The following is a 26,227-nucleotide window of genomic DNA, read 5'->3' as shown; positions in this document are numbered from 1 at the left end:
CTTTACCAGCAAAACAACGGTTCTTAAATGAGCAGGATTTTACTCAATCTGCTTGACGTGGGGAGTCATACCAACGCTCAAAGCAACGGCGCGGCTTTTTGCGTCCGATGCCTTTGCTTGTTATTGCGTCAACCTAATGAACTATCGCGGCTTGCCGCCTGCCCTGTTTGCACAACAACATGATTAAAATTATTACCCACACTGTAAAACAACCTTGATTAAAACTGCAACGAAAATTGCATGTTAGGTTGAACTAATGCTGATAAAACTGTTGGAAGTTTAATGGGTTGTTTGACTGAAAATTGAATGAGCGAATACCGAAAAATGCACTAGCCAACCACAAACTTTTGAGCCTAAAATTTACTGCCAATACTAACCAATAATTTGTAAGGCCAAAGCGCTATAAGGCCTCGCTAAACGGCGAGCTTTAGCGAGTCCGGTGGAGGCCACGTTTTTTGTGGCCGGAACGTATTTGAGCGGTTTGTTAGGCATTGATTAATTTCACAATAGGTGGCTTTTCAGAAACAACATCTATTATTTGGTTTAAGCAACAAAAGCCATAGTGTACAAACGGACCAGGATAATCTTCTGTAGCGAACGTACCTTGGCCAATATAGTTTAAAAATGCTGACTTCGAATAAACCCGTGCAAGCCTACCCTCGAACTTTTCTTCAATGCCTCCAGCATAACTTTCATTCGTTACTGCATATGCTATGTAGTCATCGAAGACTATTTCATAGCGGGCGCTGTTGTCGGTTACTGCTATGGGTTTGCTTTCCCTCAATATCTCTCTTAGTGCCTCAACTGGCTCTTCTACTGATGATATTTCCGGGACGACATCAGACACACCTGCCTCAGCGATTACAATCCTGAGGCAATCTTTATAGGTTTCTTGTATCTCAATCATATCGAGATACTTATGCTTATTCATTGCACTGAACATAAATGCCTAACGCAAAGCACACGGGTGACGACCGCGTAGCGGTTGGCATCCCAGCGGCCGCAGGCCGCGAGTGATGCGCCTTGTTAGCAGCTTGAATTAAAACCCGCGCGGCACTGCCGCACTGGCGAAGCTGAACAAGTGCACCACTGTGCAAATTTAAAACTACACCGGCCAGCTGCGATACGGCGAGCCAACCGGAACCTGTAAAACTACTGAGCGAAGCCAAGAAGAACAACGCTACCGCCACCACCGTTTGCAACAAACCCGCAAACTGGCGACCTTTAACTTTTGGCGCTGCCGCTAAAAATACCAAACGCGAGCAATGCCGGAATAAAACTACTGACTGAAACCGTTAAAACCCCGAACACCTGCTAACGCAAAGCACACGGGTGACGACCGCGTAGCGGTTGGCATCCCAGCGGCCGCAGGCCGCGAGTGATGCGGCTTGTTAGCAGCTTGAATAAAACCCACGCGGCACTGCCGCACTGGCGAAGCTGAACAAGTGCACCACTGTGCAAATTTAAGACTACACCGGCCAGCTGCGATACGGCGAGCCAACCAGAACCTGTAAAAACTGTTTAAGCGAAGCCACGAAGAACAACGCTACCGCCATTACCGTTTAAAGCAAACCCGCAAACTGGCGAACTTAAACTTTTGGCGCTGCAGCTAAGAAAACGAAACGCGAGCAAGGCCGGAACAAAACTACTGACTAAAACCCTTAAAACCCCGAACACCTGCTAACGCAAAGCTTTGGGGCGGCTGGAGCGCAGCGTAAGCCGTCCCAGCCACGACAGTGGCGACAACAGCGCCTTGTTAGTGATGCTCATTACGCACGAAAAAACGAAACGCCCGGAATACGCCCAAGCAAACCAAAACGAACGAAATATTTTCCGTCATGCGCATTATAAAAACGAATTGCGACGAATATACGCTTCCATAATTTGGAACAAGGAAAAACAAAGTAAACAAATTGATTACCGCTAATAGTGTCAGTGAAATCAAGATCATTAATGACCCCGGCGTTTTTTTTGCTTTATAAAGCATCGCCGCAGCGATAAAAAGCAGCGAGAACGAGAAAATGATAGCGAGAAAACCTGAAAAGGTCATAATCGACCCACATGCCACACACCGTTCAGATATGTCAGAAGCTGAAGAGACGATTACAGTATGATCCATGATAATTCCTTGTGATCACTAACGCAAAGCACACGGGCGGAAAAACGCGACAGCGTTTGACGTCCCAGTGGCCGCAGGCCACGAGTGATGCGCCTTGTTATGTGTTTCAAGCCAACCAATAGATGCCATCGTGATGCCCTACTAAAATTTTGTTTGAAGAAGGAATACGTAACTCAATATCACCACCTGGTTGATGAGAGTCTTCAAATGCATCAGCCACCATCTGTTTGAAAGCGGCACGTTGCATAGAATCTTTCCTGCGTATTTCACTTTTATTGTGTGGACGCACTCTTTCAAACTCAATGACCTCAAAATCTAGAGAGTCTACTAATGCGAATACTTCTTCTTTTGTTAATCTCTGCATCGTTAATTACACATAACGCCGCGAAGCACGCGCGGTTGCGGAATGGAGGCGAAGCCGCAATGCAGTAACCGTCGCCGTGACTTGCATTGTTAGGAGTTTCCACCTGACAATATTTCATTGATTCTCGGTTTTGTATATTTTTCTTCAGCTACTACGTCTTCAGCGTCGCCTTTGTGATGGTACTCGCCTTCGTCGAAAGCTAGATAGACATCATATGCGGGCGACGGCAATGTATTGTTGTTTGAGTTCAGAAACACCTCATCAGTCATGAAGCCAAACAACCAATTCGCGGCTCCGTCACTAAATTCAAAGTCGTAGCGTTTATCTTGGTAGCCCTTTGCTAGAGCTAGAGCAAAAGAGTTTACAAAATCAACAAGCGACAATTTCTGTGAACTAGCGAAATCTACGACCACTCCGTAATCTAATTCGTACTCGCTCGCCTTCTCAAGAAGCTGCTCTAGATTCACTCGTACTCCTAACAGCTTAATAGTTTGCAAAGCCCCTTCTATAAAACGCGGGATATTGCCTTCTATCTTTAATAAATGACAGCAAAATATCTAATAAGCTCCTTTAAATCAACAGATTTTTAACGTTGTGATTATCTCTACTTGTAGAAAGCGGGGTGAAACCTTGCGATCTACTTGCTAACAATAAATTCACCCGCTACTGTATATTAATACAGCTTTCTTTATTTGTGGGTGAAAGTTATGGCATCGCCATTTTTGCAATATATCGCTGAGTTTATGTATGCCCGCCGTTATGCCAAACGAACGGTTGATGCTTATGTGTACTGAATAAAGGCGTATATCTTGTTTCACAAAAAACAGCATCCGGCAAAGTTAACTGAGCAGGATGTCGAGCGCTTTTTAACTTATTTAACTAATCAGCGTAATGTGGCGCCGCGCACGCAGGCGTCGGCATTGAATGCCCTGAGCTTTTTGTATAAAGCGGTACTGCAAAAACCGCTGTCGTTAAACCTTAATTTTAATCGCTCGCAGCTTGCGCCTAAGCTGCCAGTGGTATTAACCCGCACCGAGATAACGGCGCTGTTAAGGGTTATTGATCCGCGCTATAAACTGCTGGCTCAGCTGATGTATGGTAGTGGTTTACGGCTGATGGAAGCCGTTAGGTTGCGGGTGCATGCAATAGATTATGACTATTTGTCTGTTATGGTATGGCAAGGTAAAGGCAATAAAAACCGACGTACCACGCTGGCACCAGAATTAGTTACAACACTTAAGCAACAGAGCCAGTTTGTAATGCAATATTTTGAGGCCGATTTGGCTAACCCTGATTATGCCGGTGTCTGGTTACCTTATGCGTTAGCACGTAAATATCCCACAGCACCTAAAGAGCTGGGGTGGCAATATTTATTTCCGTCCATGCAGCTAAGTGTCGATCCAGAGAGTAAGCTTCTGCGCCGCCACCATCTGGATGAGAGCTGTGTTAGGCGCGAAATTAAAATTGCTGCAAAAAAAGCGGGTATCACTAAAAACGTGACCTGCCATACGCTGCGCCATTCTTTTATAAAATGTGTCCATACATTTTCCCCGTCGGGCCATCCTGCGGATGTTCAAATTCATTCCAGATGAATTTGTGCTACTCACTTGCTGGAAGCCGGCGCCGATATCCGTACCGTGCAAGAGCAATTAGGCCATACTGACGTGCGTACTACACAAATATATACCCATGTACTAAACCGCGGTGCGGCAGGCGTAAAAAGCCCACTATCGCAGTTACTCTAAAAAGGGCGCAGCAGCGCCAAATGATTTTTGATAGAAAGTAATATTGGCCGCATTAATAAAAATGGTCAGGATACCGGCCTTTGTTAGCTATAACGTTGCCGTGTTGGCAAGCCAATGCAGAAGACGCTGGCAGCCATAGCCTGAAACAAAAAAGCCAGACACACAGTCTGGCTTTTTAGGTAAGTAAGAACTTACTTATCGTGCTGTACACGCATATGCGGGAACAGGATTACGTCGCGAATTGAGGCGGCGTCGGCCAGTAGCATAACCAAACGGTCGATACCGATACCCTGCCCTGCGGTTGGCGGTAAGCCGTGCTCTAACGCGGTAACGAAGTCGTCGTCGTAGAACATGGCTTCGTCGTCGCCGGCGTCTTTTTGTGCTACCTGCTCACGGAAACGCTCGGCCTGATCTTCGGCATCGTTTAACTCGCTAAAGCCGTTGCCCAGCTCGCGGCCGCCGATAAAGAATTCAAAGCGGTCGGTAATTTCCGGGTTATGGTCGTTACGGCGTGCCAATGGCGATACTTCTGCCGGGTATTCGGTAATAAAGGTTGGGTGGCGCAGCTTGGTTTCTACCAGCTCGTCAAACACTTCCATTAAAATACGGCCATGGCCATAGTTATCTTTAACCTGAATACCCAGTGATTTGGCCAGCTCTGCTACTGCTTCACGCGTGGCCAGTTGTTCTTTAGTTACCGTTGGGTTGTAGTGCAAAATAGACTCGGTTACCGACATGCGCGCAAAAGGCTTGCCAAAGTCGAACACTTCACCCTGGTACGGCACTTCGGTGCTACCCAGTACATGCTCGGCTAAACCACGGAATAACTTTTCAGTTAAGTCCATCAGGTCGTTGTAATCGGCATAGGCCCAGTAAAACTCCAGCATGGTAAATTCCGGGTTGTGGCGGGTAGACACGCCTTCGTTACGGAAGTTACGGTTAAGCTCGAACACTTTTTCAAAGCCGCCAACCACCAAACGCTTTAAATACAGCTCTGGCGCGATACGCAAAAACATCTGCATATCCAGTGCGTTGTGGTGGGTTTCAAACGGCCGTGCTGAAGCACCTCCCGGAATGGCTTGCAGCATCGGCGTTTCAACTTCTAAGAAGCCTTCGTCGTTAAAGAAACGGCGAATATAGGCCACGGTTTTGCTACGCACTAAAAAGGTATGGCGCGATTGCTCGTTAGAAATAAGGTCCAGATAACGCTGGCGGTAACGCGCTTCGTTATCGGTTAAGCCATGGAATTTATCTGGCAGTGGGCGCAGTGCTTTGGTTAATAAGCGAATATCGCTTAACCATACCGTTAACTCGCCAGTTTGCGTTTTAAATAAATGGCCGGTGGCGCCGATAATGTCGCCTAAATCCCACTTTTTAAACTGGTCGTTGTATACGCCTTCAGCCAGGCTGTCACGCGCGACATACAGCTGAATTTTACCGCCCATATCGGAAATAGTGGTAAAGCTGGCCTTGCCCATAATACGGCGCGTCATAATACGGCCGCCCAGGCTTACGGTGATTTTTTGCGCTTCCAGTTCTTCTTTAGTTAAGTGATCGTACTTAGCAATAACATCTGAAGATATGCTGTCACGGCGAAAGTCATTCGGAAACATAAAGCCATCTTCACGCAGTGCCGCCAGCTTATGTTTTCGTTCCGCAATCAGTTTGTTTACGTCCTGAATTTCTTCTTGTGGTTGCTGTTGGTCAGACATAGTGCGTTTCCTGATTGAGGTCGAAGTTTTAGTTAAGTAACAATTACAGCCCGGCTTTTAAGCTGGCTTCAATAAATTTATCCAAATCACCGTCTAACACCGCCTGGGTGTTGCGGGTTTCGATACCGGTTCGTAAATCTTTAATGCGCGAGTCGTCCAATACATAAGAGCGAATTTGGCTGCCCCAGCCGATATCCGACTTGGTATCTTCCAGCGCTTGTTTCTCGGCATTTTGCTTTTGCAGCTCAAACTCATACAGCTTGGCGCGCAATTGCTTGTAGGCGTTGTCACGGTTTTTATGCTGCGAGCGGTCGTTCTGACACTGCACGACGATATTGGTCGGTAAGTGAGTAATACGCACGGCAGAATCGGTACGGTTTACGTGCTGACCACCAGCACCCGAGGCGCGGTAAGTGTCGATACGTAAATCGGCCGGGTTGATATCAATTTCAATATCGTCGTCAATTTCTGGCGAGACAAACACCGAGGCAAACGAGGTATGGCGGCGGTTGCCGCTATCAAACGGGCTTTTACGCACTAAGCGGTGTACGCCGGTTTCAGTGCGCAGCCAGCCATAAGCATATTCGCCGCTAAATTTAATGGTACAGCCTTTAATACCGGCAACGTCGCCGTCGGTAACTTCGTAAAGTTCTGGCTTGAAGCCTTTATCTTCACCCCAACGCAGGTACATGCGCATTAAAATGCTGGCCCAGTCCTGTGCTTCAGTACCGCCGGAGCCAGACTGAATATCCAGGTAGCAATGGTTTTCGTCATTTTTGCCGGAGAACATGCGGCGAAACTCTAACAGGCTTAGCTGTTTGTCTAAGTCGGCCAGTTCCGCTTTGGCTTCTTCAAAGGTGTCTTCATCTTCAGCTTCAACCGCCAGCTCCAGCAAGCCATCAACGTCTTCCAGACCGCGGTCCAGCTTGTCGATAGTGCCAACAATTTGCTCCAGTGCAGAACGTTCTTTACCTAAAGCCTGCGCTTTGTCTGGCGTATTCCAAATAGCGGAATCTTCCAGTTCGCGCGAAACTTCTTCTAAGCGTTCTTTTTTGCCATCATAGTCAAAGATACCCCCGAAGCACGTTAGTGCGTTCAGTTAAATCTTTAATGCTGTTGTACACCGGATTGACTTCAAACATGCTGTTGTCTGTAACCTTGAAATATAAGACGAAAAATAGGCGGCGATTGTAGCAAATTTATCGCAGGACGTGCAGCCATCTGTAGTGGATTTTTAACTACTCTTGGCAATGGGCGATTTTTTGTCCGGTTAACTTGCCTGCCTAAGTATTCAACCGCTATGATTGATACCAAATGTGAGCTCGGCGATTTGTATGCCTAATTTGTTTCTTACCGCGCACAACCCTATGTTTTATTTACTAATGCTTTTTGCTTTGCCAAGCATAGCTGAACCCGTGGTATATAATTGGCCGGCCTCTAACAAAAGCGATCCACGTGGTCATTACCCTATCGCACTATTGCAGTTAGCTCTGGAAAAATCAGATAGCGATTACCTGCTTCTTCCAAGTAACCGTGACCAAGTTCAATGGCGCAACTTACGTCAACTTGAAATTGGTCAAGGTGTGGATGTGGTATGGACCATGACGTCAATTGAGCGTGAACAAAAGCAGCTACCTGTGCGCATTCCTATTGACCGAGGGCTATTAGGCTGGCGGCTGTTATTAATTAGGCAGCAAGATACTGCGCGTTTTGCGGAGATCAACAGCGCAGAGTCACTGCGCAAGTTACGCGCAGTGCAAGGGCACGACTGGCCAGATTTAACTATATTGCAGCATAATCAATTTAATGTGATACCCAGCACTTTTTATAACGGTATGTTTGTCATGCTACAGCTGGGTCGGGTTGATTACTTTCCGCGGGCGTTGTCTGAGGTTTACGCAGAACTGAATAACCATACCACAGAGCAACTGGCGATAGCTGATAGCCTGGCTTTATATTATCCGGCACCATTGTACTATTTTGTCCGACCGGATAAGCCTGCGTTGGCACAAGCCATAGAACAAGGTTTACAGCGGGCGATTGCGGACGGCAGTATGCAGCAATTATTTATGCAGCATTTTGCCACTGCGATAAGCGCTGCCAAGCTTAGTAATCGACATATCATCCGACTTGAGAATCCTTTGTTACCGGAGGCAACACCGCTTCAAGATAGCCGTTTGTGGTTTAACCCGGAGGTTGGCTACTGATGCTTTTCCGCTCGAGTTCTCAATCCCCTCATCGCAATTTAGCCACTCGGGTTGTCGTGATTATTATGGTATCCGCTTTGTTGTGGTCAATATTATTAACCGCAGCCCTAAGCTACAGCCTTTATCGCCATGAATTAACCGAGGCCGAACGCCAGTTTGCTAATATAGAGCATAGTTACATACCAAGCCTGGAGGCAGGTTTATGGGAAGCAGATACCGCGCGTATTAATACCTTACTAGATGGCATTGCTCAGCTAGAAGACGTGGGCAGTGTCCGCCTTACCGATGAGTTGAACCAACAGTTTAGCCGCCAACATTCAACGTTTGACAAATTTTTTGCCAGCAAAAAATATATGCTGCAGTATCGGATTGATAACGAACAATATTCAGTTGGACAGTTACACATAGGGTTAATTGCAGACGATATTGAACAGCGTCTGTGGCGCCAAAGTCGCAATATTGCTTTGGTTACAGTAAGTGCGTTACTGTTTTGCGCCATTTTGATGCTACTGATTTTCCGCTTTGCCGTCAGCCGACATCTGCATGCCATGGCAGAGTTCGCCAGCAAGCTTGACCTTAATCGATTAGCACAACCGCTAAAACTTAAACGCCAAACTCGCCACGATGAACTGGACCAGGTTGTCGATGCCATTAATCGCCTGCAGCAACGCATTAAACATGAACTGGCAAGACGCAACGAGGTAGAACAACAACTTAACAACAATGCCATGCAATTGGAACAACAGGTTACGCTGCGAACCGCTGACTTACAGCTCAAAAATAATACGTTAAAACAACAGTCTTCTGAACTTGCCAGCCAAAATGAAGAGCTTGATGCTTATGCACATACCGTAGCCCACGACCTTAAACACCCATTAACCAGCGTGTTGGGCATGAGCCGTTTACTTAATGCGACATACCTGGAGTTGTCATCAGAACAAAAGCACGCTGCGCTAACCAGTATTGATAAAAGCGCAAATAAAATGAACGATATTATCAACGCCTTACTACTGCTGGCCAGTACACGTGAAAAAACACAGATACCGCTACAGCCACTTGATATGATGGAGATTATTTCCAATGCCAAAGAGCGGTTAGCCGGTGTTATTCAACAATATAACGTGAGTATTAACAGCAGTAACGACTGGCCTAAAGTCGTCGGTTATCCGATGTGGATAGAAGAGGTCTGGATTAATTACCTGTCAAATGCAATCAAATATGGTGGCCGGCCACCACACATTATTATCAGTTCCCAAACGCTAGACAACGGCAAGGTTATGTTCCTGGTGGAGGATAATGGACAACCGCTAAATACCGAACAACAAGCCGCTTTATTCAGCCCTTTCCAGCGTTTCTCGCCAAAAAGTGCTGACGGCCATGGGTTGGGTTTGTCTATTGTTAAACGGATTATTGAACGCCTGGGTGGTAACGTCGGTTACCGCGTTTCTGACAATGGCGGCAGTATCTTTTGGTTCAGCCTGCCTAACGCAGACTGAACACTATGACCTTTAGGGCTGGCTGGCTCGAATGTCAACTCGCAGACATATAACGCACGATCAGCTGCAGGCTTTGTTTATCGCGATACTCGTTAATATCCAGTTGATACGCCAACTGCACTTTTTGTATGTTTACATTAGGCCAGGCTTTGTTGTCGGCATTAAACCAAATGGCATCAACCAGCTTACCGTCTGACGTTTGCAGCATCATTTTCAAATGCCGGTCAGCCAGCATTTTTTGGCTTATTAATGTAAATTCACCATCAAATACCGGTTCGGGAAACGCTTGCCCCCAAGGCCCGGCATTTTGCAGGAGCTGGGCAAAACCAATATCAAAACAAGCTGCAGGCAATTCACCGTCGGTGTAGATCACCGCCGTTAGCTGCTCCGCTGTAAGATGTTTTTTCGCCGTTAAACTCAGCGCTACCTTAAAGGTATCCAGCCGCTCTGCGCTTATGGTTAATCCTGCCGCCATGGCATGGCCACCAAATTTTTTAATTAATCCTGGGTACTGAGTAGAAATTTCTTCCAGTAGATCACGAATATGTAAGCCACTAATAGACCGGGCAGAGCCTTTTAGTTCACCCTCGTCGCCTTGAGCAAATACAATAGTTGGCCGGTGAAATTGCTCTTTAATACGCCCGGCTAAAATACCAATAACGCCCTGATGCCAGTCATGCCGGTACAGGCAGAGACACTCAGGCAATTCAGCACCGTCAAACGACAACTGGCTTAAAAACGCTTGCGCTTCAACTTGCATACTTTGTTCTATGGCACGGCGCTCTACATTTAAGCTGTCTAGCTCAGCCGCATACTGGCGCGCTAAGCCTAAATCTTTTGCTAACAGGCAGCTTATGCCCAACGACATATCGTCCAACCGGCCTGCTGCATTTAAGCGTGGCGCTAAAGCAAAACCAAAATCGCTGGCGGTCAATTTTGCCGCGCTGCGATTAGCCACATCCATTAGCGCCTGAATACCTGGCCGACACTTGCCACTGCGAATACGCATTAGGCCCTGATGCACTAAAATGCGATTGTTAGTGTCCAGCGGCACCACATCGGCCACTGTGCCCAGCGCCACCAGATCTAGTAGCTCGGCTAAATTCGGCTCTGATATCTGTTGTTCAGAGAAATACTGTTGCTGACGTAACGCCGCTCGCAGGGCTAATAACACGTAAAAGGCTACACCAACCCCTGCCAGTGCCTTACTGGGAAAGCTACAGCCCGGTTGGTTAGGGTTTACTATCGCATCAGCGTCTGGCAATTCGTGCCCCGCTAAGTGGTGGTCAGTAACCAACACTTTTACCCCGGCGCTTTTGGCAAGGGCAACACCGTCAATAGCAGAAATACCGTTATCGACAGTAATAATCAGTTCAGCGCCTTGTGCCACGGCGAGCTCGGCCATTTCAGGCGTTAAGCCATAGCCATATTCAAACCGATTGGGTACCAGATATTCAATGTATTTAAAGCCCAACGCGGTTAATCCGCTTAGCAATACTGCCGTACTGGTGGCACCGTCGGCATCAAAGTCGCCCACAATAACAATGCGTTGCTGCTGCTTTAACGCCATAATAAGCAGCGCTACCGCAGTATCAATGCCTTTTAACTCAGTAAAAGGCAGCAAAGCGGCTGCGCCTCTATCGAGCTGCTCAAGCGAACTGATGCCGCGACTGGCGTAAAGTTGCTGCAATACAGGATGAAGTGCTGATAATGCAGTAAAAACGCCGGGCAAAGCCCGGCGTTGAATGGTACGACTGATTTCAGACATAACGCATTAAGAACCTGATTCTAATTGCGACAACAATTGTTTAGGCGGCTGGTAGCCAGGAATTAAACGGCCATTAGGCAATATAATTGCAGGTGTACCGCTGATACCAAACGATTGCCCCATCTCATACTGGCTTTTTACCGGGTTTTCACACATTGCTGCAGCCACTTTTTTACCCTCTTTAGCAGCATCCAGCGCACCACGGCTGTCTTTGGTACACCAAATATTTTGCATTTGCAGATAGGTATCTGAACCTAAGCCACCACGCGGAAATGCCAAATAGCGCACGGTGATACCGTTGTCGTTGTAGCCCTGCATGTCATTGTGCAGTTTGCGGCAATAGCCACAAGACGGATCGGTAAATACGTTGACGACATATTTCTCGTCTTTCGCTTTATATTCGATAACGTCATTTTTGCTATCCGCTAACTGTTGCTGAATATAAGGCCGCATTTGTGAGTCATTCAACAACTCACGCTTACTCATATCCAGTATTTTGCCTTCAATAAAATACTGGCCATCTTGCGAGGCAAAAAATAACCCTCTGTTGGTAAATACTTGCACTATGCCATCAATAGGGGCGTCGGCTACGGCATTCACAGACAGGTTCAGCTGGCTAAATAGCTGATGCACTTTTTCATACTGTGCCCCGTCTGGTTTTTGCTGCGCCTGCGCTGAGGCGATTAATCCAAGACTACATAAGGCTATTACAAACTTCTTCATACTGTTTCCTGTTCAACGCTCATGGGCGCGGGTGATGTTGCTGATGCAGGCTTTGTAATCTTGCCTGCGCGACATGGGTATAAATTTGTGTTGTCGATAAATCGCTGTGACCCAGTAGCATTTGTACGACACGCAAATCTGCGCCATGGTTCAGTAAATGTGTGGCAAAAGCATGGCGCAATGTATGCGGTGACAGCTCTGCCTGAATGTGCGCTACTTTGGCATAAAATTTAATTCGGTGCCAGAACGTTTGCCGTGTCATTTGTTGCGCCCGACTACTGGGGAACACTACATCCAGTAATTGACCCGCTAATAAATCGCCTCGCCCTTCACGTAAATAGCGCGTTAACCAATGCGCAGCTTCTTCGCCCATTGGCACTAAACGCTCTTTGCTACCTTTACCTACTACTCTTACCAGACCGTGCTGCAGGTTAATCTGTTGCATCGACAAGCCAACTAATTCAGATACCCTTAAACCACTGGCATACAACAGTTCGAGCATAGCTTTATCACGAAACTGTATGGGGTCAGTAATGTCGGGGGCCATTAGCAGCGCCTCAACATCCTGCTCGGACAAGGTTTTGGGTAAACTGCGCCCCACCTTTGGGTTAAGTAGTTGATTTAACGGGTTCGCTACTACTTTACCGCTTTGATGCGCGTAAGCATAAAACTGGCGTAAACTACTTAACGCCCGGGATGTGCTGCGGGGGCTAAATTGCTGGTCTACGCGCAGCGCCAGGTAGCTGTTAACCAACACGCTGTCTACATTTAATAAATTGTACTGCTTTGAGGCAATAAAACCGGCAAACTTTTTTAAGTCTGTACCATAGGCGCTAAGTGTATGCTCGCTTACACCTTTGTCCAACCAAAGCTGATCGAGAAACTGGCTGATAAGAGCAACATCTTCAGCCTGTGGCTGCGCTGCGTTTTCTGTCATGGCGGCCTACCTGATAAATTCAGGCTATATTACCGCACGCGGCTTACGCGGCAAAGCCAGCATTTAGTAAACAAGTCGATTCTGCTACACTAGCGCATCTTTGTTGCCCCACGTTGTTGCGAGACCAGCATGAAAATTGGTTTGTTTTATGGTTCAACCACCTGTTATACCGAAATGGTTGCGGAAAAAATTCAGGCATTAATTGGTGCTGATACCGTAGAGCTAAATAATATTAAGCAGGTTCCCCTAAGCCAGATGGCCCAGTACGACATTTTGATCCTGGGCTTATCAACCTGGGACTTTGGTGAAATTCAAGAAGACTGGGAAGCACATTGGGATGACATTAGCGGTGTTGACCTCAGCGGAAAAATTATCGCCATTTACGGTATGGGTGATCAACTGGGTTATGCCGAATGGTTTATTGATGCCGTTGGTATGCTGCACGACGCTATTGCGCCACAGCCTGCTGTGCGTATTGGTTATTGGCCAGCCGCAGGTTATGACTTTATTGCCTCTAAAGCCTTAACCGAGGATGGAGAATTGTTTTACGGCCTGGCCCTGGACGATGAAAACCAGTATGACTTAACCGACGCGCGGTTAAATGACTGGGTAAGCCAAATCCTGCAGGAAATTGCTGCAAAGCTATAATACCCGATGGTTAAAACTTCAGATAAAACGCCTTTAATAGCGCAATGTACTCTGCACTGTACTGCCCATTGTCTGCATGTATAGTTAACGTTGTGTTTTGTGTTGCCACCGCAGCCCTAACCAATACCAGTAATGTGCGAATTGCCACCTTACCCGCTTTAGAATACACCTCGCAACGCTGTGAGACAGACCAGCCTTGTTGCTGTGATAATGCTACAAAAAATGCGCTGTAGTCTGCAGGCAAAATAACGACGAAACAGCCTTCGGTTTCCAGTAGCATAGCGGCTTTGTCTAGCAATGCTGAATAAGGCAAGCTATCAGTATGGCGCGCTAGTTTTCGCTTGGTATCTGCTGATGGTAGTGACTGATGAAAAAACGGCGGGTTAGACACAATTAAGCGGTAACGTTTATTGCTCTGATAGGTTAGAATGTCGCCCTTTATTAGCCGCACTGCCGCTGGCCAGGGGCTATTTGCCACGTTGTCTGCCGCTTGTTGGGCTGCGACGTCGTCCAACTCTATTGCATCAATAGGATTGGCGCCCGCGGTACGCTGCGCTAACATCAGACTTATCAAGCCAGAACCGGCACCGATATCAAGTATATCGTACCCTGGTGCTGGTAATGGCGCCCAGGCACCAAGTAATAAACCGTCAGTGCCGACTTTCATCGCACACTGATCATGGGCTATATAGAATTTTTTACATTGAAAACCGGCTGACATCAGCACCTCCGACCGCCAGTTTACGGCGAAGAAGGCGCACTGTCACCGGGCAGGCAATAATGCTGAGGACAAGATGACAACATTCGCAGATTTTCAACTGGACGACGACATTACCCGAGCCATTAGTGACCGTGGTTTTGACCAGCCAACGCTGATCCAGGAAATGGCGATCCCATTAGCGCTGGACGGTAAAGATATTTTAGCCAGTGCACCTACCGGCACCGGTAAAACCCTGGCGTTTGTCTTGCCTGCTATTCAATATTTGCTCGATTTTGGCCGCAAAGATCCCGGGTTTGCCAGGGTGCTGGTAATGACCCCTACCCGAGAACTGGCCTATCAGGTGTATGACGAATTTAAACATTTTACCCAGTACACCAGCTTAAATGTCGGTGTGATAACCGGCGGTATTAACTATGGCAGCCACAAAGATACCTTAGAAAAAAACAACGATATCCTTGTCGCAACACCGGGCCGGTTAACTGAATATTTAGATGAAGAAAGCTTTCAGGCCGATGAAGTAGAAGTGCTTATTCTCGATGAAGCCGACCGCATGTTGGATATGGGCTTTATTGGTGAAATGAATCGCATTGTGCTTGAAGCACGGCGTCGACGCCAAACCTTCTTATTTTCAGCCACACTTGAGGGCAATAACCTTGAGCGCTTTGCCAGCAATGCGCTAAAAGAGCCGGAACGATTGGAAGCCATCCCCTCTCGCAAAGAAAAAGCTAAAATACTGCAATGGGTGCATTTAGCCGACGATGCGCAGCATAAGCTGGCATTGCTGATCCATTTACTGAAACAACCTGATGTAACCAAAGCCATTGTGTTTATTAAAACCCGTGAGCGCCTGGCTAGCTTAACCGGTCAGCTGGAAACCGCTGGTTTACGCTGTGGCTGGCTGCAAGGTGAAATGCCACAAGACAAACGGATGCAAGCCGTGGAGCGTTTTAGTTCTGGCCGGGTAAATATTTTGCTCGCTACTGATATTGCCGCTCGTGGTTTGGACATCGACGATATTAGCCATGTAATTAACTTTGACATGCCGCGTACCGCCGACGTTTACGTACACCGCATTGGCCGTACCGGCCGGGCCGGTAAAAAAGGCACCGCTATCTCATTAGTTGAAGCACATGACATGGCCATATTGTCCAAGGTTGAGCGCTACCACGAGCAAAAACTAAAACGCCGTATTGTCGATAGTCTGCGGCCAAATAATAAAGAAGCTAAAGTACCGGTGAAAAAGAAAAAGCCCACCAAAGCTGCGGCTAAAAAAGCAGCAAAGAAAACCAAAAAGTAACCTTGTCCAACGATAACCGCCGCCGGTAAAAATCGGGCGGTTATCGCATTTTCACCCACACCGGTTGGAATTAATTAGTAAAGCTGCTATTGATATGTTGAATAAATTATTTATCAACGATGGATAGTGCTATGGATAAACGTCAATTTATAAAAAGCTGCGCTTTGGCAGCCACCTTAGTCCCGCTGGTTAGTTGCGCCAATGTGATTGCAGCTCCTGCCGGACGCACTGCGTCACGGCTATTACCAGTAGCATTAAATCCGGGCGACACTGTTGCTTTGGTAAGCCCATCAAAAGCCACTGACCATAAAATTGACGTACAAATTGCAGAAGAAGTTATGGCCGCTCTGGGATTAAACGTGAAAACGGCCCCGCACTTAACGGCCCGCCGTGGCCATTTGGCAGGTACCGATGCAGAACGCGCTGGCGATATTAATGCCATGTTTGCCGACAAAGATGTCAAAGCCATTATTTGTCTGCGCGGAGGCTCAGGCGCCGCGCGCTTACTGCCGCTATTAGATTACGAGCTGATCCGCAACAATCCCAAAATTTTGCTCGGTTATTCTGACATTACCGCGCTGCATAATGCGATTCATGCGCAAACTGGCTTGGTAACGTTTCACGGGCCTAATGGTACCGGTAGCTGGAACAGTTTTAATGCCGACCAGTTCCGGCGGGTATTTTTCGAACGTGAACTAATGCAGTACCAAAATGTAATTGATGCCAAAGATGAACTGGCGCCAAGACAAAACCGCACCATAACCATTACCGGCGGTAAGGTGCAAGGTGAGCTAATTGGCGGCAATTTAACGGTGTTAACCGCCCTGGCAGGCTCACCCTATTTACCCGATTTTAGCGGCAAAATTTTATTTATTGAAGATGTTGAAGAAGCTCCCTATCGGGTAGATCGCATGTTAAGCACATTAAAACTGATGGGCGCATTGGATAAAATTGCGGGCTTTATCTTCGGTGAATGTACCGATTGTAGTCCAGGCGGCGGTTATGGCTGGCTTACCATGGATCAAATTTTTGACGACCATATTAAGCCGCTAAATATTCCTGCTTACCGGGGCGCTATGATTGGTCATATTAAACAGCAATTTATTGTGCCGGTAGGTGGCCGCGTAGAGCTGGATGCCGATGCCGGAACTTTCCGGTTGCTGGAAAGCGTGTTTCAGAGTTAATGCTAACCAGTAGAGGATTCGGATTATTCTAAACCGACCGTTGCAGGCCAGGATGCTGACAAATTCGCCGGGAGCGAATTTGAACAGCTGTGCTGGTCCGCAGGATAAACTTCATGGATGAAGTTTATAATCGAGCCTACAGGGAAGTATTTACGGCGTGTCGGTGTGAGTAATGCGGATCCTCTTACTACTGAACGTCTAAGCTGGAAATCCCGCTATGCTCGCCACAGCAACTATGATGGGCAATCCTGCCCATCACCCTTCGGGCCAGCTAACGCTGTTCAAATTCTTTCCCTAAGAATTTGTCGTAAGCCATCCATGGCTTACTCAGACACTCTGTGGCTGCGCTATCGAGACACCAGCTTAGCGCGTTGCGCAGCGCCACCACTTCATCATGCCTGAGTGATTATCTCTCCCAGTAAGCCTCTTCCAGGCTGTCTTCCCGCTCGGGTAAGCCCTTGGATAAACGCGGTGCGTTTTGCACCAGAATTTCATAACTTACCCGGTTGGCATACTTACAAATTTGCGCGAACGAGGAATAGGCTAAATACGGCTGTTCGTGTTTACCTGATAACGGCTGTACTTGCTTATGAAAATGGTTTGCCGCCATATCATGCAATATTGCTGACAGCGCGCCATCACCGGCGCCGTTGGTGTTCATAATGCGCTCTGGCCCACCCAGATAAGGGTCGATATGCGAATACACTTTTAATGGCTCATCGCAGCAGTTTCGCAGCATAGGGCGACTAAATTCATATTGATTAAAATCTGCCAGGCTGGCCGACTTTATTGGATTGCTGCTTTCGCGTTTTACATTTTCATCCGTGTGGCCACACAGATATAACCCTTCCGGGCCTGCGGTGATAAGCACCATGTCGGTATGGTTTAAAATCGCTTCAGCCGCTTTAAGCGGATCCGTAAAGCCGGTTAACGCTTCTGCTTCAAGTTCATTCATCGCTAACACATTAACGTAGTCATTAATGGTTTTAAGAATTTGCTCTCGATTTTCTTCTACCAAGTGGCGGGTACCTAAACTCATCACCACCGGCACATTGTGTGCTTTGGCATCTTGAAGTGCTTTTAACATCGCCTGCTGAATAGGCTTATCCACTGCACGAAGTGGGTATGCACTAACAACAAAGGCGGCGGCACCAGCAATGATGTCGGTTGGAATATATTCCGGGCTTAGTTCGTCCATATCGCTGGGGTCAATAACAAAAGTACGCTCACCATCTGGCGTAATCATGGTAATACCACGGCCAATATCACCCGCAACGCCTTGCAGATGGTTCATGTCAACTTTGGAGCTAGTGTGGCAAACGTAGTGATACGCTGGGGAACCTAAGGCGATATTGGCTGACATCACACCTAACAGCACCGATTTATCATCCGCCAACACAGAATAATTATGAATAGTATTGCCGATAGTACCACCGGCAAAGTGATCAGAAATGGCCAGCTGCGCCACCAGTTCCTGATAGATTAAATTGGCTTTGCCATGCTCAACCAGGTTGGATAGCCCTTTGCGGATACTATACTTTTGCAGAAAATCATCACTTACGCTGGCCACAACATCGACAATAGTTTGATCCAAACCAACGATATAAGTATCCAGCTCGGGCCTTACTTCAAAACTTGGCAATTGAGGTTTAGGCTGGGATACCGGGAAATAATGTTTAATTTTACGCAGGCCGGGAAATTTCATCTGTCATACCAGGTTTAAGCCGCTACCGGCAAAGAGCGGCATTGTAACAAAAATTCGGACGGACGTAATGTTGAATCAATCAGCAGAGTCGGTTCTGCAGGCACCTAGCCAGGAACTATTCTGTATTCTGGCGTAAAAACACCAGCTCATTGGCGGTCGACTGCTCAGCACTATAAGCATAACCTGCTAAATCAAAGGCTTTTAACTGCTCAGGCTTACTTAAACGCTGTTGAATAATATAACGCGCCATCAATCCCCGCGCTTTTTTAGCAAAAAAGCTAATGATTTTATACTGACCGTTTTTATAATCTTTAAATACTGGCGTTATAAGGCGCGCATTAAGCTGTTTTGTTTTGACTGCTTTAAAATACTCTTGCGAGGCTAAATTAACGACCACATCAGAGGCAATATTGCTAAGCTGTTCATTTAAACATGCGGTGATACGACCCTGCCAAAAAGCATACAAATCTTTGCCAGCCGGATTAGCCAGCTTAGTGCCCATCTCCAGTCGATATGGCTGCATTAAATCCAGCGGCCTAAGCACGCCATACAAACCACTTAAAATACGCAGATGCTGTTGGGAAAAGTGAATATCATCATCGGTTAAACTAGCTGCATCCAACCCCTGATAGACATCCCCGTTAAAAGCAAATAACGCGGCTTTTGCGTTCTGTTCAGTAAAGGGTAATTGCCACTGGGCAAACCGAGCCGCGTTTAACCCTGCTAGCTTGTCGCTAATATGCATCAGTGATGATAAATCAGCTGGTGTTAACAATTTGCACACTTCGGCCAATTGTTGAATTGGCTCTAGCATTTGCGGTTGGGTTAACGGCAGCGTTTTAGTCAATGGTTCAAAATCGAGATCTTTGGCAGGCGATACAAGCAGTAACATAAAAAATCCAACGTTAGCGAAGTAATTATTCGAGATAGGCGTCTGGTAATTGCGTTAACAATTGAGCCAGACGTTCCTGATGTGAAGCCGTTTTATGACTAAACTCCAATGCAGTCATGGCAAATTTGGCTAAGGATAGCAAAGGCTTGCTTACGGGCAACTGACTCAATGTTTGCAGCAAATTCAGCACGAGGGTTGCGTTACAAGGCATAAAAACAAAGGCCTGTCGCAGCATAGACAAGGACTGCTCAGCATCATGGTCTATTCCAGCCTGACTCCACTGACGGATCTGTGCTCGTCGTTGCTGTTCTTGCCGATATAGGTACTGCGCGGTTAAACGCTGACATTCACCAGTCAAATTAGCGGTTATTGGCACAAACTCCTTTAACTGCGCCATGTAGTTGTCGGCAGCCTTTATGTCTCCCAGTGCAAAAGCCAACCTTGCTCGGTCGTGTATTGCAGCGGGCTCTGTTGCAGCAGCTTCAGACTCAAGCAGAGAAAACTGTTGCCTCGCGTCGGCAATATTCCCCTGCAACAAGCTTATTCTGGCGCGCAGCACAGCAATTACGGGTTCAGCATGCTCCGTGGTTAATTTTTGCGGTAGCATAGCCAAAGCATCTGCTGATTTTTTCAAGAGTGCGCTAAAGTCGGCTGGCTTTGCGAGCAGTGCTTGCTCCAATTGCAACCTTGCAAACGCAAAATAATAGTCTGACCTGTCGAAAGCAGAAAACCGATATTGCTGAATTAATTTTTGCCAATATTTGCTGCACGCATCAATTTTGTCATGTATCTGCAAGCTGCAAGCTGTGGCTAGGTGTGCTGAAATGTGGCTGTTTTGCATTCGCAGCAGCTCTGCCAGCTGTTTTTCCGTTTGCTCGGCCTGCCCTTGGCGCAGGTAAAGGCATGCTAGCCATTCCAAAGCTTCTGGGCGAATATCATCTAAGTCTGACAATGTGATGAGTAAGGTTTCGGCGTCCTGGTATTCCCCTAGCTGCAACATCGTTACAGCCTGTCCTAACCTTGCCCAGCTGAAATCACGTTGTTGTGTCACTTGCTCATATAATTTACCCGCAGCGCTAAAATTACCTTCTGCCAGCAGTACTTCAGCCATTAACCTAAGTGCCTGCAAAGAAGATGAATTTACTGCGTTGATAATTTTATCCAGCGCTAATTTAGCCGCCTCGTAATCTTTACGCTGCAACGCTGAATACACTTTGAGAAGTTTGGCACGGCTGCTCCAAGCTTTCGTCAAACGTTTTTCCAATTCTACATAGGAAAAAGGCTTTAAGATAAATCCATCTGGCGAGCCATGCAGTACTCCAAGCACCGGCATTCGTCTTGGCTCAGCGCTAAACATCAGGAAACAGCAGTTAACGTGCATTAATCCCTGTTGACTGAGTTCGGCAAAAAACTGTGAAGCGTCCTTACCACTACCAAGATCAAAATCAGCCAGAATAAAATCAAAACTGTCTTTTTTAACCCATGGCATTGCCTGGGTTGCATCAGCAACCGCCGTAATATCTTCGAAACCTATTTGCTGCAACATACCTTTAATGGAAGCACGCACCGGTTCGCAGTCTTCGACTAACAACAGTCTCTTGCTTTTATAGAAGCTAGCTTGGGAGATCATTCAGTTCCTGTGCTAAGTTAATCCAACAACAAAATACGAAACTAGGTTCGGTAAAATCTGGCAATATAGTAACTTACTTTTACCCTACAACGCTATTATGCTGAATCGTCTTTGACACGCGATTAATGTAGTAATATTCCTACATTAATTGCTTATTAAATGCTGAATCACTAGAATGTGATCAAAAATACGGTAATAAAACTATATGAACGACTTACTTAGCCAACTTAAAGCCGTTACCACTGTTGTGGTAGATAGCGGCGATTTAACTGCCATTGAACAATTTCGTCCGGTGGATGCGACAACTAACCCTAGCCTATTGCTAAATGCCAGCCAGTTAGCGTTTGCCAAGCCAATGTTAACCGGTGCTGTTGATTACGCTAAACGAAACGCAACGGATTCAGCAGAGCAGTTAAGCCTGGCCTGTGACAAATTTGCGGTCGATGTTGGCACTGCTATTAGTAAACTGGTACCGGGACGCGTCTCAACAGAAGTCGATGCCCGCTTATCATTTGACACGGATGCTACAGTGGCAAAAGCCTTACAACTAGTTGCTTTGTATAAAGAAAATGGCATAGATACCGATCGCATTTTAATTAAAGTGGCCTCCACCTGGGAAGGTATTCAGGCAGCAAGGATCCTGGAGCAGCAAAACATCCAGTGTAACCTCACCCTACTGTTTCATATGGCACAAGCTCGAGCATGCGCTGAGGCCGGTGTGTACCTTATCTCGCCTTTTGTCGGTCGTATTTTAGATTGGTATAAAGCCAGTACAGGACAAGATTACACCGCAGAAACAGATCCGGGCGTAGTATCGGTGCGCGACATTTATCGTTTTTACAAACAACACGGCTTTAACACGGTTGTGATGGGCGCCAGCTTCCGAAACACCGGTGAAGTATTAGCGCTTGCCGGCTGTGACAGGTTAACCATTAGCCCGGCATTATTGGCTGAATTAAGCCAACAGCAAGGTAACTTGGCCGTGCATCTAAAAGATGATGGCGCAACAACACCAGCACCGGTGCCACTAACAGAAGCAGAGTTCCGCTGGGCATTAAATGAAGATGCCATGGCAACAGAAAAATTGGCTGAAGGCATTCGTAAATTTGCAATTGATCAGCGCAAACTGGAACACGTTATCCAGCAAGCACTTTAATCTTTATTTTATAAGGGAGTAGAGTATGTCTGTTTTACCATGGCCAGCGCTTAAAGCACTGGCATCGCAACAAGGCTCGTTACGTCAGGCATTTGCTGATGATCCCTCACGGGCAGAGCGTTTCAAGGCTAGTGCCATGGGTATTACGCTGGACTACTCTAAAAACCTCATAAACACAGACAATTGGCAAGCACTGCAACAGTTGGCAGAACAAAGCCAGATTAAGCCAGTACTGAACGCAATGCTGGCAGGCGACAAAATTAATAACACAGAACAGCGTAGCGTCTGGCATATGATGCTGCGCAAAGCCGATGTTGACGGCCTTAAGCTAGATGGTGAAGACATCGGGGCTGCAATTTCCAATTGCCGCAGCAGAATGACAGCGCTGGTAAAACAGCTGCACCAGCAAGAATATCTTGGCTATACCGGCACCCCTATTACCGATGTAATTTGGGTTGGTATCGGCGGTTCATTGTTGGGGCCACAAATGGCGTTAGAAGCGCTAACGCCTTATCACTGCAGCCCGGTTAAACTGCACTTTGCCGGTAATATAGACGGCGCTGTCGTCTCAGATATCGTCAAAAAGCTAGACCCTGCCACTACACTGGTTTTTGTTGCATCAAAGTCTTTTGGCACCGAAGAAACCAAGCAAAATGCGCTAGCAATACGGCAATGGTTTAAAGACAGTGGTGCTGATAGTGCTGCCATCGCCCAACATTTTTGGGCGACGTCATCAAATGTGGCTGCCGCCGCAGAATTTGGGATTGTCGAGCAAAACATTCTCCCTATGTGGGACTGGGTTGGCGGACGATATTCATTGTGGTCTGCTATTGGTTTTCCGGTTGCGCTGATGATTGGTTCAGAGCATTTTAGCCAATTGCTCTGTGGCGCTGAAGCCATGGACCAACATTTTATCGAAACATCGTTTAGCCAAAACATACCGGTTATTTTAGCGCTGCTTGGCATTTGGTATATCAATGGCCATGATTGTCAGGCACAAGCACTATTACCCTACAGTCACTATCTGCGGTTATTACCATCCTATGTGCAGCAGCTTGATATGGAGTCAAACGGCAAAAGCGTTAATGTAAATGGCCATGCACTTACCGCAGCGACTGCACCGGTAATATGGGGTGATGCTGGCACTAATGGCCAGCATGCTTATCATCAATTATTGCATCAAAGCCGCTTAGCCGTCCCAGCCGATTTTATATTGCCACTTAAACCGGCTCATGTGCTTACTGATCATCATCAACGTTTGGCAGCACATTGTTTTGCGCAAACTCAGGCATTAATGCAAGGCAAAACACGGGAAGAGGCCACTGCTGAATGTCTGGCAGCAGGCATGTCTGCTGAAGAAGCCGCTGCGCTGGCACCACATAAAGTCTCGCCAGGCAATAAGCCCAGCAATACCCTACTGTTGCCAGAGTTATCGCCTTACTATCTTGGTGCATTAATTGCGATGTATGAGCATAAGGTGTTTTGTCAGGGCGTATTATGGGATCTCAACTCCTTTGACCAATGGGGCGTTGAACTGGGTAAGCAGCTGTCAGGCCCAATTTATCAAGCCCTGGCGGGAGCACCAACAGATACGTTGGATAGCTCAACCCAACAATTAATAGCGGCTTTTCTCGCACAAAAATGATCAGGATATTGGCGTTGCTGTAATCGTATTGTCACTTAGTTGTTTTATTTTCACACAAAGTGTGATAAATAATTTGTTGAAAATAACAACAACAACTATCAGAGAGGCCACACGATGGAAAGCTTCGAAGACTTACTGAATATGTTGGAACGCCCTGCCGCCAAACCTCGTGCGGTAAAGCGTAAATGGCGCGAAATAGAACAGTTGAAAGAGCGGCAGCGACTGAAGAAGGAGCTAAACGACATCGACTGGACCATAGAACCAGAGTTGGCCGATATCGAATTGTAAAAACGCCCGCAGTTAGCTGCGGGCGTTTTGCTTTTTGGCCGAACTAGAGTTGCCAGTTAATCGGGGGCTTCCCCTGCTTAACCAGTAGCTCATTGGCCAGTTTAAAATGGCCACAACCCAGAAAGCCTCGATGCGCAGATAAAGGTGACGGATGCGGCGCTTCCAGCACAACATGCCGTTGCCTGTCGATAAACCGGCCTTTTTTCTGCGCGTGTGCGCCCCAAAGCAAAAATACAATGCCCTGGCATTGATCGTTTATTTGCGCGACAACCTTATCGGTAAACTTCTCCCAACCTAAATGCCGGTGAGAGTTTGGCTTAGTTGCCTCTACTGTTAGCACCGTATTTAATAGCAACACACCTTGTTTAGCCCAGTCATCCAGACAACCATGCGCGGGGATCTGAAAGTCCGGATATTCTAACAACAACTCTTTGTACATATTTTGCAGTGAAGGAGGCACCCGCACACCATGGCGTACAGAAAACGCCAGACCATGCGCCTGATTAGGCCCATGGTAAGGGTCTTGTCCCAAAATCACCACTTTCAACTTGTCCAGCTCGGTAAGTTTAAACGCGTTAAACACATCACTCTGTGGTGGATAAATTACTTGTCCGGCTAGTCTGGACTGCTCAATATTAGCCAGGGTGTCAGTAAAGTAAGGCTGTTGTTTTTCTTCACCGAGTAACTGTTGCCATGTCATTACACTTGCTCCAGTTTAAGCAGCTCCTGTTGCAACACATTAAAGTCGGCCGGTATATCAATACTCAGTCCCTGCTCTGCCGCACAGCGTGCTAATACATCTGGCAACGCTATCGGTGTACCAAGAATATTTTCTACCTGCTCTTTAAACTTAGCCGGATGCGCAGTACCAAGAAAAATACCGTACTCCCCTGGCAATAGACTACGTTTTAGGGCTTTATACGCAACAGCAGCATGAGGCTCACTCAGATAACCTTGTTGCGACAGCTGACGTACACCTATAACGGTATCATCTTCATCGACCATCACCGCTTCAATATCGTCACGCGAAATAACGCCTTGTGCCAACAAGGCTTCCACTCTAGGCCAATTATTCGGTGCAGCTACATCCATAGCATTAGACAGTGTCGCAACGGTCGTTTTGGGTTGCCATTCGCCACTGCGCCAATAGCGCGGCACGGTGTCATTAGCATTTGTTGCGGCGACCATACGTTTTATCGGCAAGCCTAATGCTTTAGCAATTAAACCTGCGGTTAAATTACCAAAGTTACCACTAGGTACCGCGAAGACAACCTGATCACGTTGCGCAGCAGGCACTTGCGCCATAGCTTCAAAATAGTAACAAACCTGTGCAAGTAACCGACTAATATTGATTGAATTAGCGGAGTTTATACTCAGCTTGTCTACCAAAGCTTTGTGATCAAATACTTGCTTAACCAACGCCTGACACTGATCAAAATCGCCTGCCACTGCCAATGTTTTGATATTCTCACCCAAGGTGGTAAATAGCTTTTCCTGCAAAGGGCTGATTTTGCCTTTAGGAAACAAAATAACCACTTGTACGCCTGCTTGCTGGTAAAAAGCATGGGCAACAGCTGCGCCCGTATCACCAGAGGTTGCAGTGACAATGGTCGTTTTTTTACCCGCCTGTGCTTTGGCTAGAGCCTGCGCCATAAAGCGACCGCCAAAGTCTTTAAACGCTAACGTTGGACCGTGAAATAGCTCCAGGCAGCCTACATCGGCGGTAACTTCAACCAGCGGTGCCGGAAACGTAAAGGCGTTCGCAACCATGTTACTAATATCACTAGCGCTTAACTCATCACCAATTAGCGCTTGCAATATGACACTGCTGCGTTCAACTAAGGACATTGACAACAGACTGTCGATGTCTAGCTTAGGCCAGCTGGTGGGGAAAAACAGTCCTTGCTGCTGACCTAACCCCTGACGAACTGCTTGTAAAAAACTTACCTGCTCAGCAGGTACTTTGATATTGGTTAACTGCATGTCTTAT

23 protein-coding genes and 1 pseudogene are annotated in these 26,227 nt (G+C 46.9%); 9 read left to right on the top strand and 15 right to left on the bottom strand.

From position 1 onward, the window contains the following. Positions 1–484: 484 nt before the first annotated feature. From ORJ00_RS16965 to ORJ00_RS16950, 4 genes are all read right to left on the bottom strand, one after another. A complete protein-coding gene (locus ORJ00_RS16965) occupies positions 485–907 on the bottom strand; it encodes a hypothetical protein (RefSeq protein WP_306140404.1) in 423 nt (140 codons plus the stop codon). An 849-nt stretch (positions 908–1,756) separates the two neighbouring features. Next, on the bottom strand, positions 1,757–2,119 hold the full coding sequence (locus ORJ00_RS16960) for a hypothetical protein (RefSeq protein WP_306140403.1): 363 nt from the start codon (positions 2,117–2,119) through the stop codon (positions 1,757–1,759). Between the two features lie 106 nt (positions 2,120–2,225). Next, positions 2,226–2,483, bottom strand: a complete 258-nt coding sequence (locus ORJ00_RS16955; RefSeq protein WP_306140402.1) for a hypothetical protein — start codon at positions 2,481–2,483, stop codon at positions 2,226–2,228. An 89-nt stretch (positions 2,484–2,572) separates the two neighbouring features. After that, complete coding sequence (locus ORJ00_RS16950) at positions 2,573–2,950, bottom strand: hypothetical protein (protein ID WP_306140401.1); 378 nt, start codon at positions 2,948–2,950, stop codon at positions 2,573–2,575. 327 nt (positions 2,951–3,277) lie between these two features. On the opposite strand from ORJ00_RS16950, the pseudogene ORJ00_RS16945 reads away from it, so the two are divergent. Continuing rightward, a pseudogene (locus ORJ00_RS16945) lies at positions 3,278–4,228 on the top strand (integron integrase). 191 nt (positions 4,229–4,419) lie between these two features. Here the strand turns inward: ORJ00_RS16945 and lysS are convergent. Then, positions 4,420–5,940, bottom strand: coding sequence for a lysine--tRNA ligase (gene lysS, locus ORJ00_RS16935; RefSeq protein ID WP_306140400.1), 1,521 nt, complete (start codon positions 5,938–5,940; stop codon positions 4,420–4,422). A gap of 43 nt (positions 5,941–5,983) precedes the next feature. Further along, positions 5,984–7,082, bottom strand: a protein-coding gene (gene prfB, locus ORJ00_RS16930; protein ID WP_169338560.1) for a peptide chain release factor 2 whose coding sequence is annotated in 2 segments (ribosomal slippage) — positions 5,984–7,006 and positions 7,008–7,082 — 1,098 coding nt in all. Because the reading frame shifts where the segments join, the coding sequence is not laid out codon by codon here. A gap of 192 nt (positions 7,083–7,274) precedes the next feature. On the opposite strand from prfB, the gene ORJ00_RS16925 reads away from it, so the two are divergent. After that, positions 7,275–8,147 carry a substrate-binding periplasmic protein gene (locus tag ORJ00_RS16925; RefSeq protein ID WP_305975872.1) on the top strand — a complete coding sequence of 291 codons (873 nt, stop codon included), beginning with the start codon at positions 7,275–7,277 and terminating at the stop codon, positions 8,145–8,147. Between the two features lie 77 nt (positions 8,148–8,224). Then, complete coding sequence (locus tag ORJ00_RS16920) at positions 8,225–9,643, top strand: sensor histidine kinase (RefSeq protein WP_306126982.1); 1,419 nt, start codon at positions 8,225–8,227, stop codon at positions 9,641–9,643. 34 nt (positions 9,644–9,677) lie between these two features. Here the strand turns inward: ORJ00_RS16920 and recJ are convergent, their stop codons facing one another. The 3 genes from recJ to xerD are packed head-to-tail and all read right to left on the bottom strand — an operon-like array spanning position 9,678 to position 13,071. Further along, positions 9,678–11,411, bottom strand: coding sequence for a single-stranded-DNA-specific exonuclease RecJ (gene recJ, locus ORJ00_RS16915; protein ID WP_306140399.1), 1,734 nt, complete (start codon positions 11,409–11,411; stop codon positions 9,678–9,680). A 6-nt stretch (positions 11,412–11,417) separates the two neighbouring features. Continuing rightward, positions 11,418–12,134 (bottom strand): bifunctional protein-disulfide isomerase/oxidoreductase DsbC, encoded by a 717-nt coding sequence (gene dsbC, locus ORJ00_RS16910; protein WP_306126984.1) that lies wholly within the window; start codon positions 12,132–12,134, stop codon positions 11,418–11,420. A gap of 19 nt (positions 12,135–12,153) precedes the next feature. Next, the gene (gene xerD, locus ORJ00_RS16905) at positions 12,154–13,071 is read right to left on the bottom strand and encodes a site-specific tyrosine recombinase XerD (RefSeq protein WP_306126985.1); all 918 of its coding nucleotides are present in this window, start codon (positions 13,069–13,071) and stop codon (positions 12,154–12,156) included. 129 nt (positions 13,072–13,200) lie between these two features. Here xerD and fldB point away from each other — a divergent pair, with 129 nt between their 5' ends. Then, positions 13,201–13,719 carry a flavodoxin FldB gene (gene fldB / locus ORJ00_RS16900; protein WP_306136699.1) on the top strand — a complete coding sequence of 173 codons (519 nt, stop codon included), beginning with the start codon at positions 13,201–13,203 and terminating at the stop codon, positions 13,717–13,719. Between the two features lie 10 nt (positions 13,720–13,729). Here the strand turns inward: fldB and ORJ00_RS16895 are convergent, their stop codons facing one another. Continuing rightward, complete coding sequence (locus tag ORJ00_RS16895) at positions 13,730–14,440, bottom strand: tRNA1(Val) (adenine(37)-N6)-methyltransferase (protein ID WP_306126986.1); 711 nt, start codon at positions 14,438–14,440, stop codon at positions 13,730–13,732. Positions 14,441–14,513: 73 nt separating this feature from the next. Here ORJ00_RS16895 and srmB point away from each other — a divergent pair, with 73 nt between their 5' ends. Continuing rightward, entirely contained in the window at positions 14,514–15,737 is a 1,224-nt protein-coding gene (gene srmB / locus ORJ00_RS16890) for an ATP-dependent RNA helicase SrmB (RefSeq protein ID WP_027671956.1), read from the top strand. A 131-nt stretch (positions 15,738–15,868) separates the two neighbouring features. Beyond that, the gene (locus ORJ00_RS16885) at positions 15,869–16,921 is read left to right on the top strand and encodes a S66 peptidase family protein (protein WP_306136700.1); all 1,053 of its coding nucleotides are present in this window, start codon (positions 15,869–15,871) and stop codon (positions 16,919–16,921) included. A gap of 406 nt (positions 16,922–17,327) precedes the next feature. On the opposite strand, the gene ORJ00_RS16880 is transcribed toward ORJ00_RS16885, so the two are convergent. From ORJ00_RS16880 to ORJ00_RS16870, 3 genes are all read right to left on the bottom strand, one after another. Beyond that, on the bottom strand, positions 17,328–18,626 hold the full coding sequence (locus ORJ00_RS16880) for an inosine/guanosine kinase (protein ID WP_027671954.1): 1,299 nt from the start codon (positions 18,624–18,626) through the stop codon (positions 17,328–17,330). A 115-nt stretch (positions 18,627–18,741) separates the two neighbouring features. Continuing rightward, the gene (gene yaaA, locus ORJ00_RS16875) at positions 18,742–19,518 is read right to left on the bottom strand and encodes a peroxide stress protein YaaA (protein WP_306136701.1); all 777 of its coding nucleotides are present in this window, start codon (positions 19,516–19,518) and stop codon (positions 18,742–18,744) included. Between the two features lie 25 nt (positions 19,519–19,543). After that, complete coding sequence (locus tag ORJ00_RS16870) at positions 19,544–21,148, bottom strand: response regulator (RefSeq protein WP_306140398.1); 1,605 nt, start codon at positions 21,146–21,148, stop codon at positions 19,544–19,546. A gap of 205 nt (positions 21,149–21,353) precedes the next feature. Here ORJ00_RS16870 and tal point away from each other — a divergent pair, with 205 nt between their 5' ends. From tal to ORJ00_RS16855, 3 genes are all read left to right on the top strand, one after another. Continuing rightward, positions 21,354–22,304 (top strand): transaldolase, encoded by a 951-nt coding sequence (gene tal, locus ORJ00_RS16865; RefSeq protein WP_027671951.1) that lies wholly within the window; start codon positions 21,354–21,356, stop codon positions 22,302–22,304. A 25-nt stretch (positions 22,305–22,329) separates the two neighbouring features. Beyond that, complete coding sequence (pgi, locus tag ORJ00_RS16860; protein WP_306140397.1) at positions 22,330–23,949, top strand: glucose-6-phosphate isomerase; 1,620 nt, start codon at positions 22,330–22,332, stop codon at positions 23,947–23,949. Positions 23,950–24,063: 114 nt separating this feature from the next. Beyond that, entirely contained in the window at positions 24,064–24,237 is a 174-nt protein-coding gene (locus ORJ00_RS16855) for a DUF3545 family protein (protein WP_084153613.1), read from the top strand. Between the two features lie 43 nt (positions 24,238–24,280). Here ORJ00_RS16855 and ung read toward each other — a convergent pair whose 3' ends face one another. Beyond that, positions 24,281–24,937: a uracil-DNA glycosylase gene (gene ung / locus ORJ00_RS16850; protein ID WP_306140396.1), complete on the bottom strand. Its 657-nt coding sequence runs from the start codon at positions 24,935–24,937 to the stop codon at positions 24,281–24,283. Beyond that, positions 24,937–26,220: a threonine synthase gene (gene thrC / locus ORJ00_RS16845; protein WP_305975841.1), complete on the bottom strand. Its 1,284-nt coding sequence runs from the start codon at positions 26,218–26,220 to the stop codon at positions 24,937–24,939. Before thrC ends, ung begins: the two co-directional genes overlap by 1 nt. Between the last annotated feature and the right edge of the window lie 7 nt (positions 26,221–26,227).

It is taken from the genome of Rheinheimera baltica (assembly GCF_030731985.1).
GTDB lineage: Bacteria > Pseudomonadota > Gammaproteobacteria > Enterobacterales > Alteromonadaceae > Alishewanella > Alishewanella baltica.
This window is presented reverse-complemented; position numbering and strand designations above follow the sequence as displayed.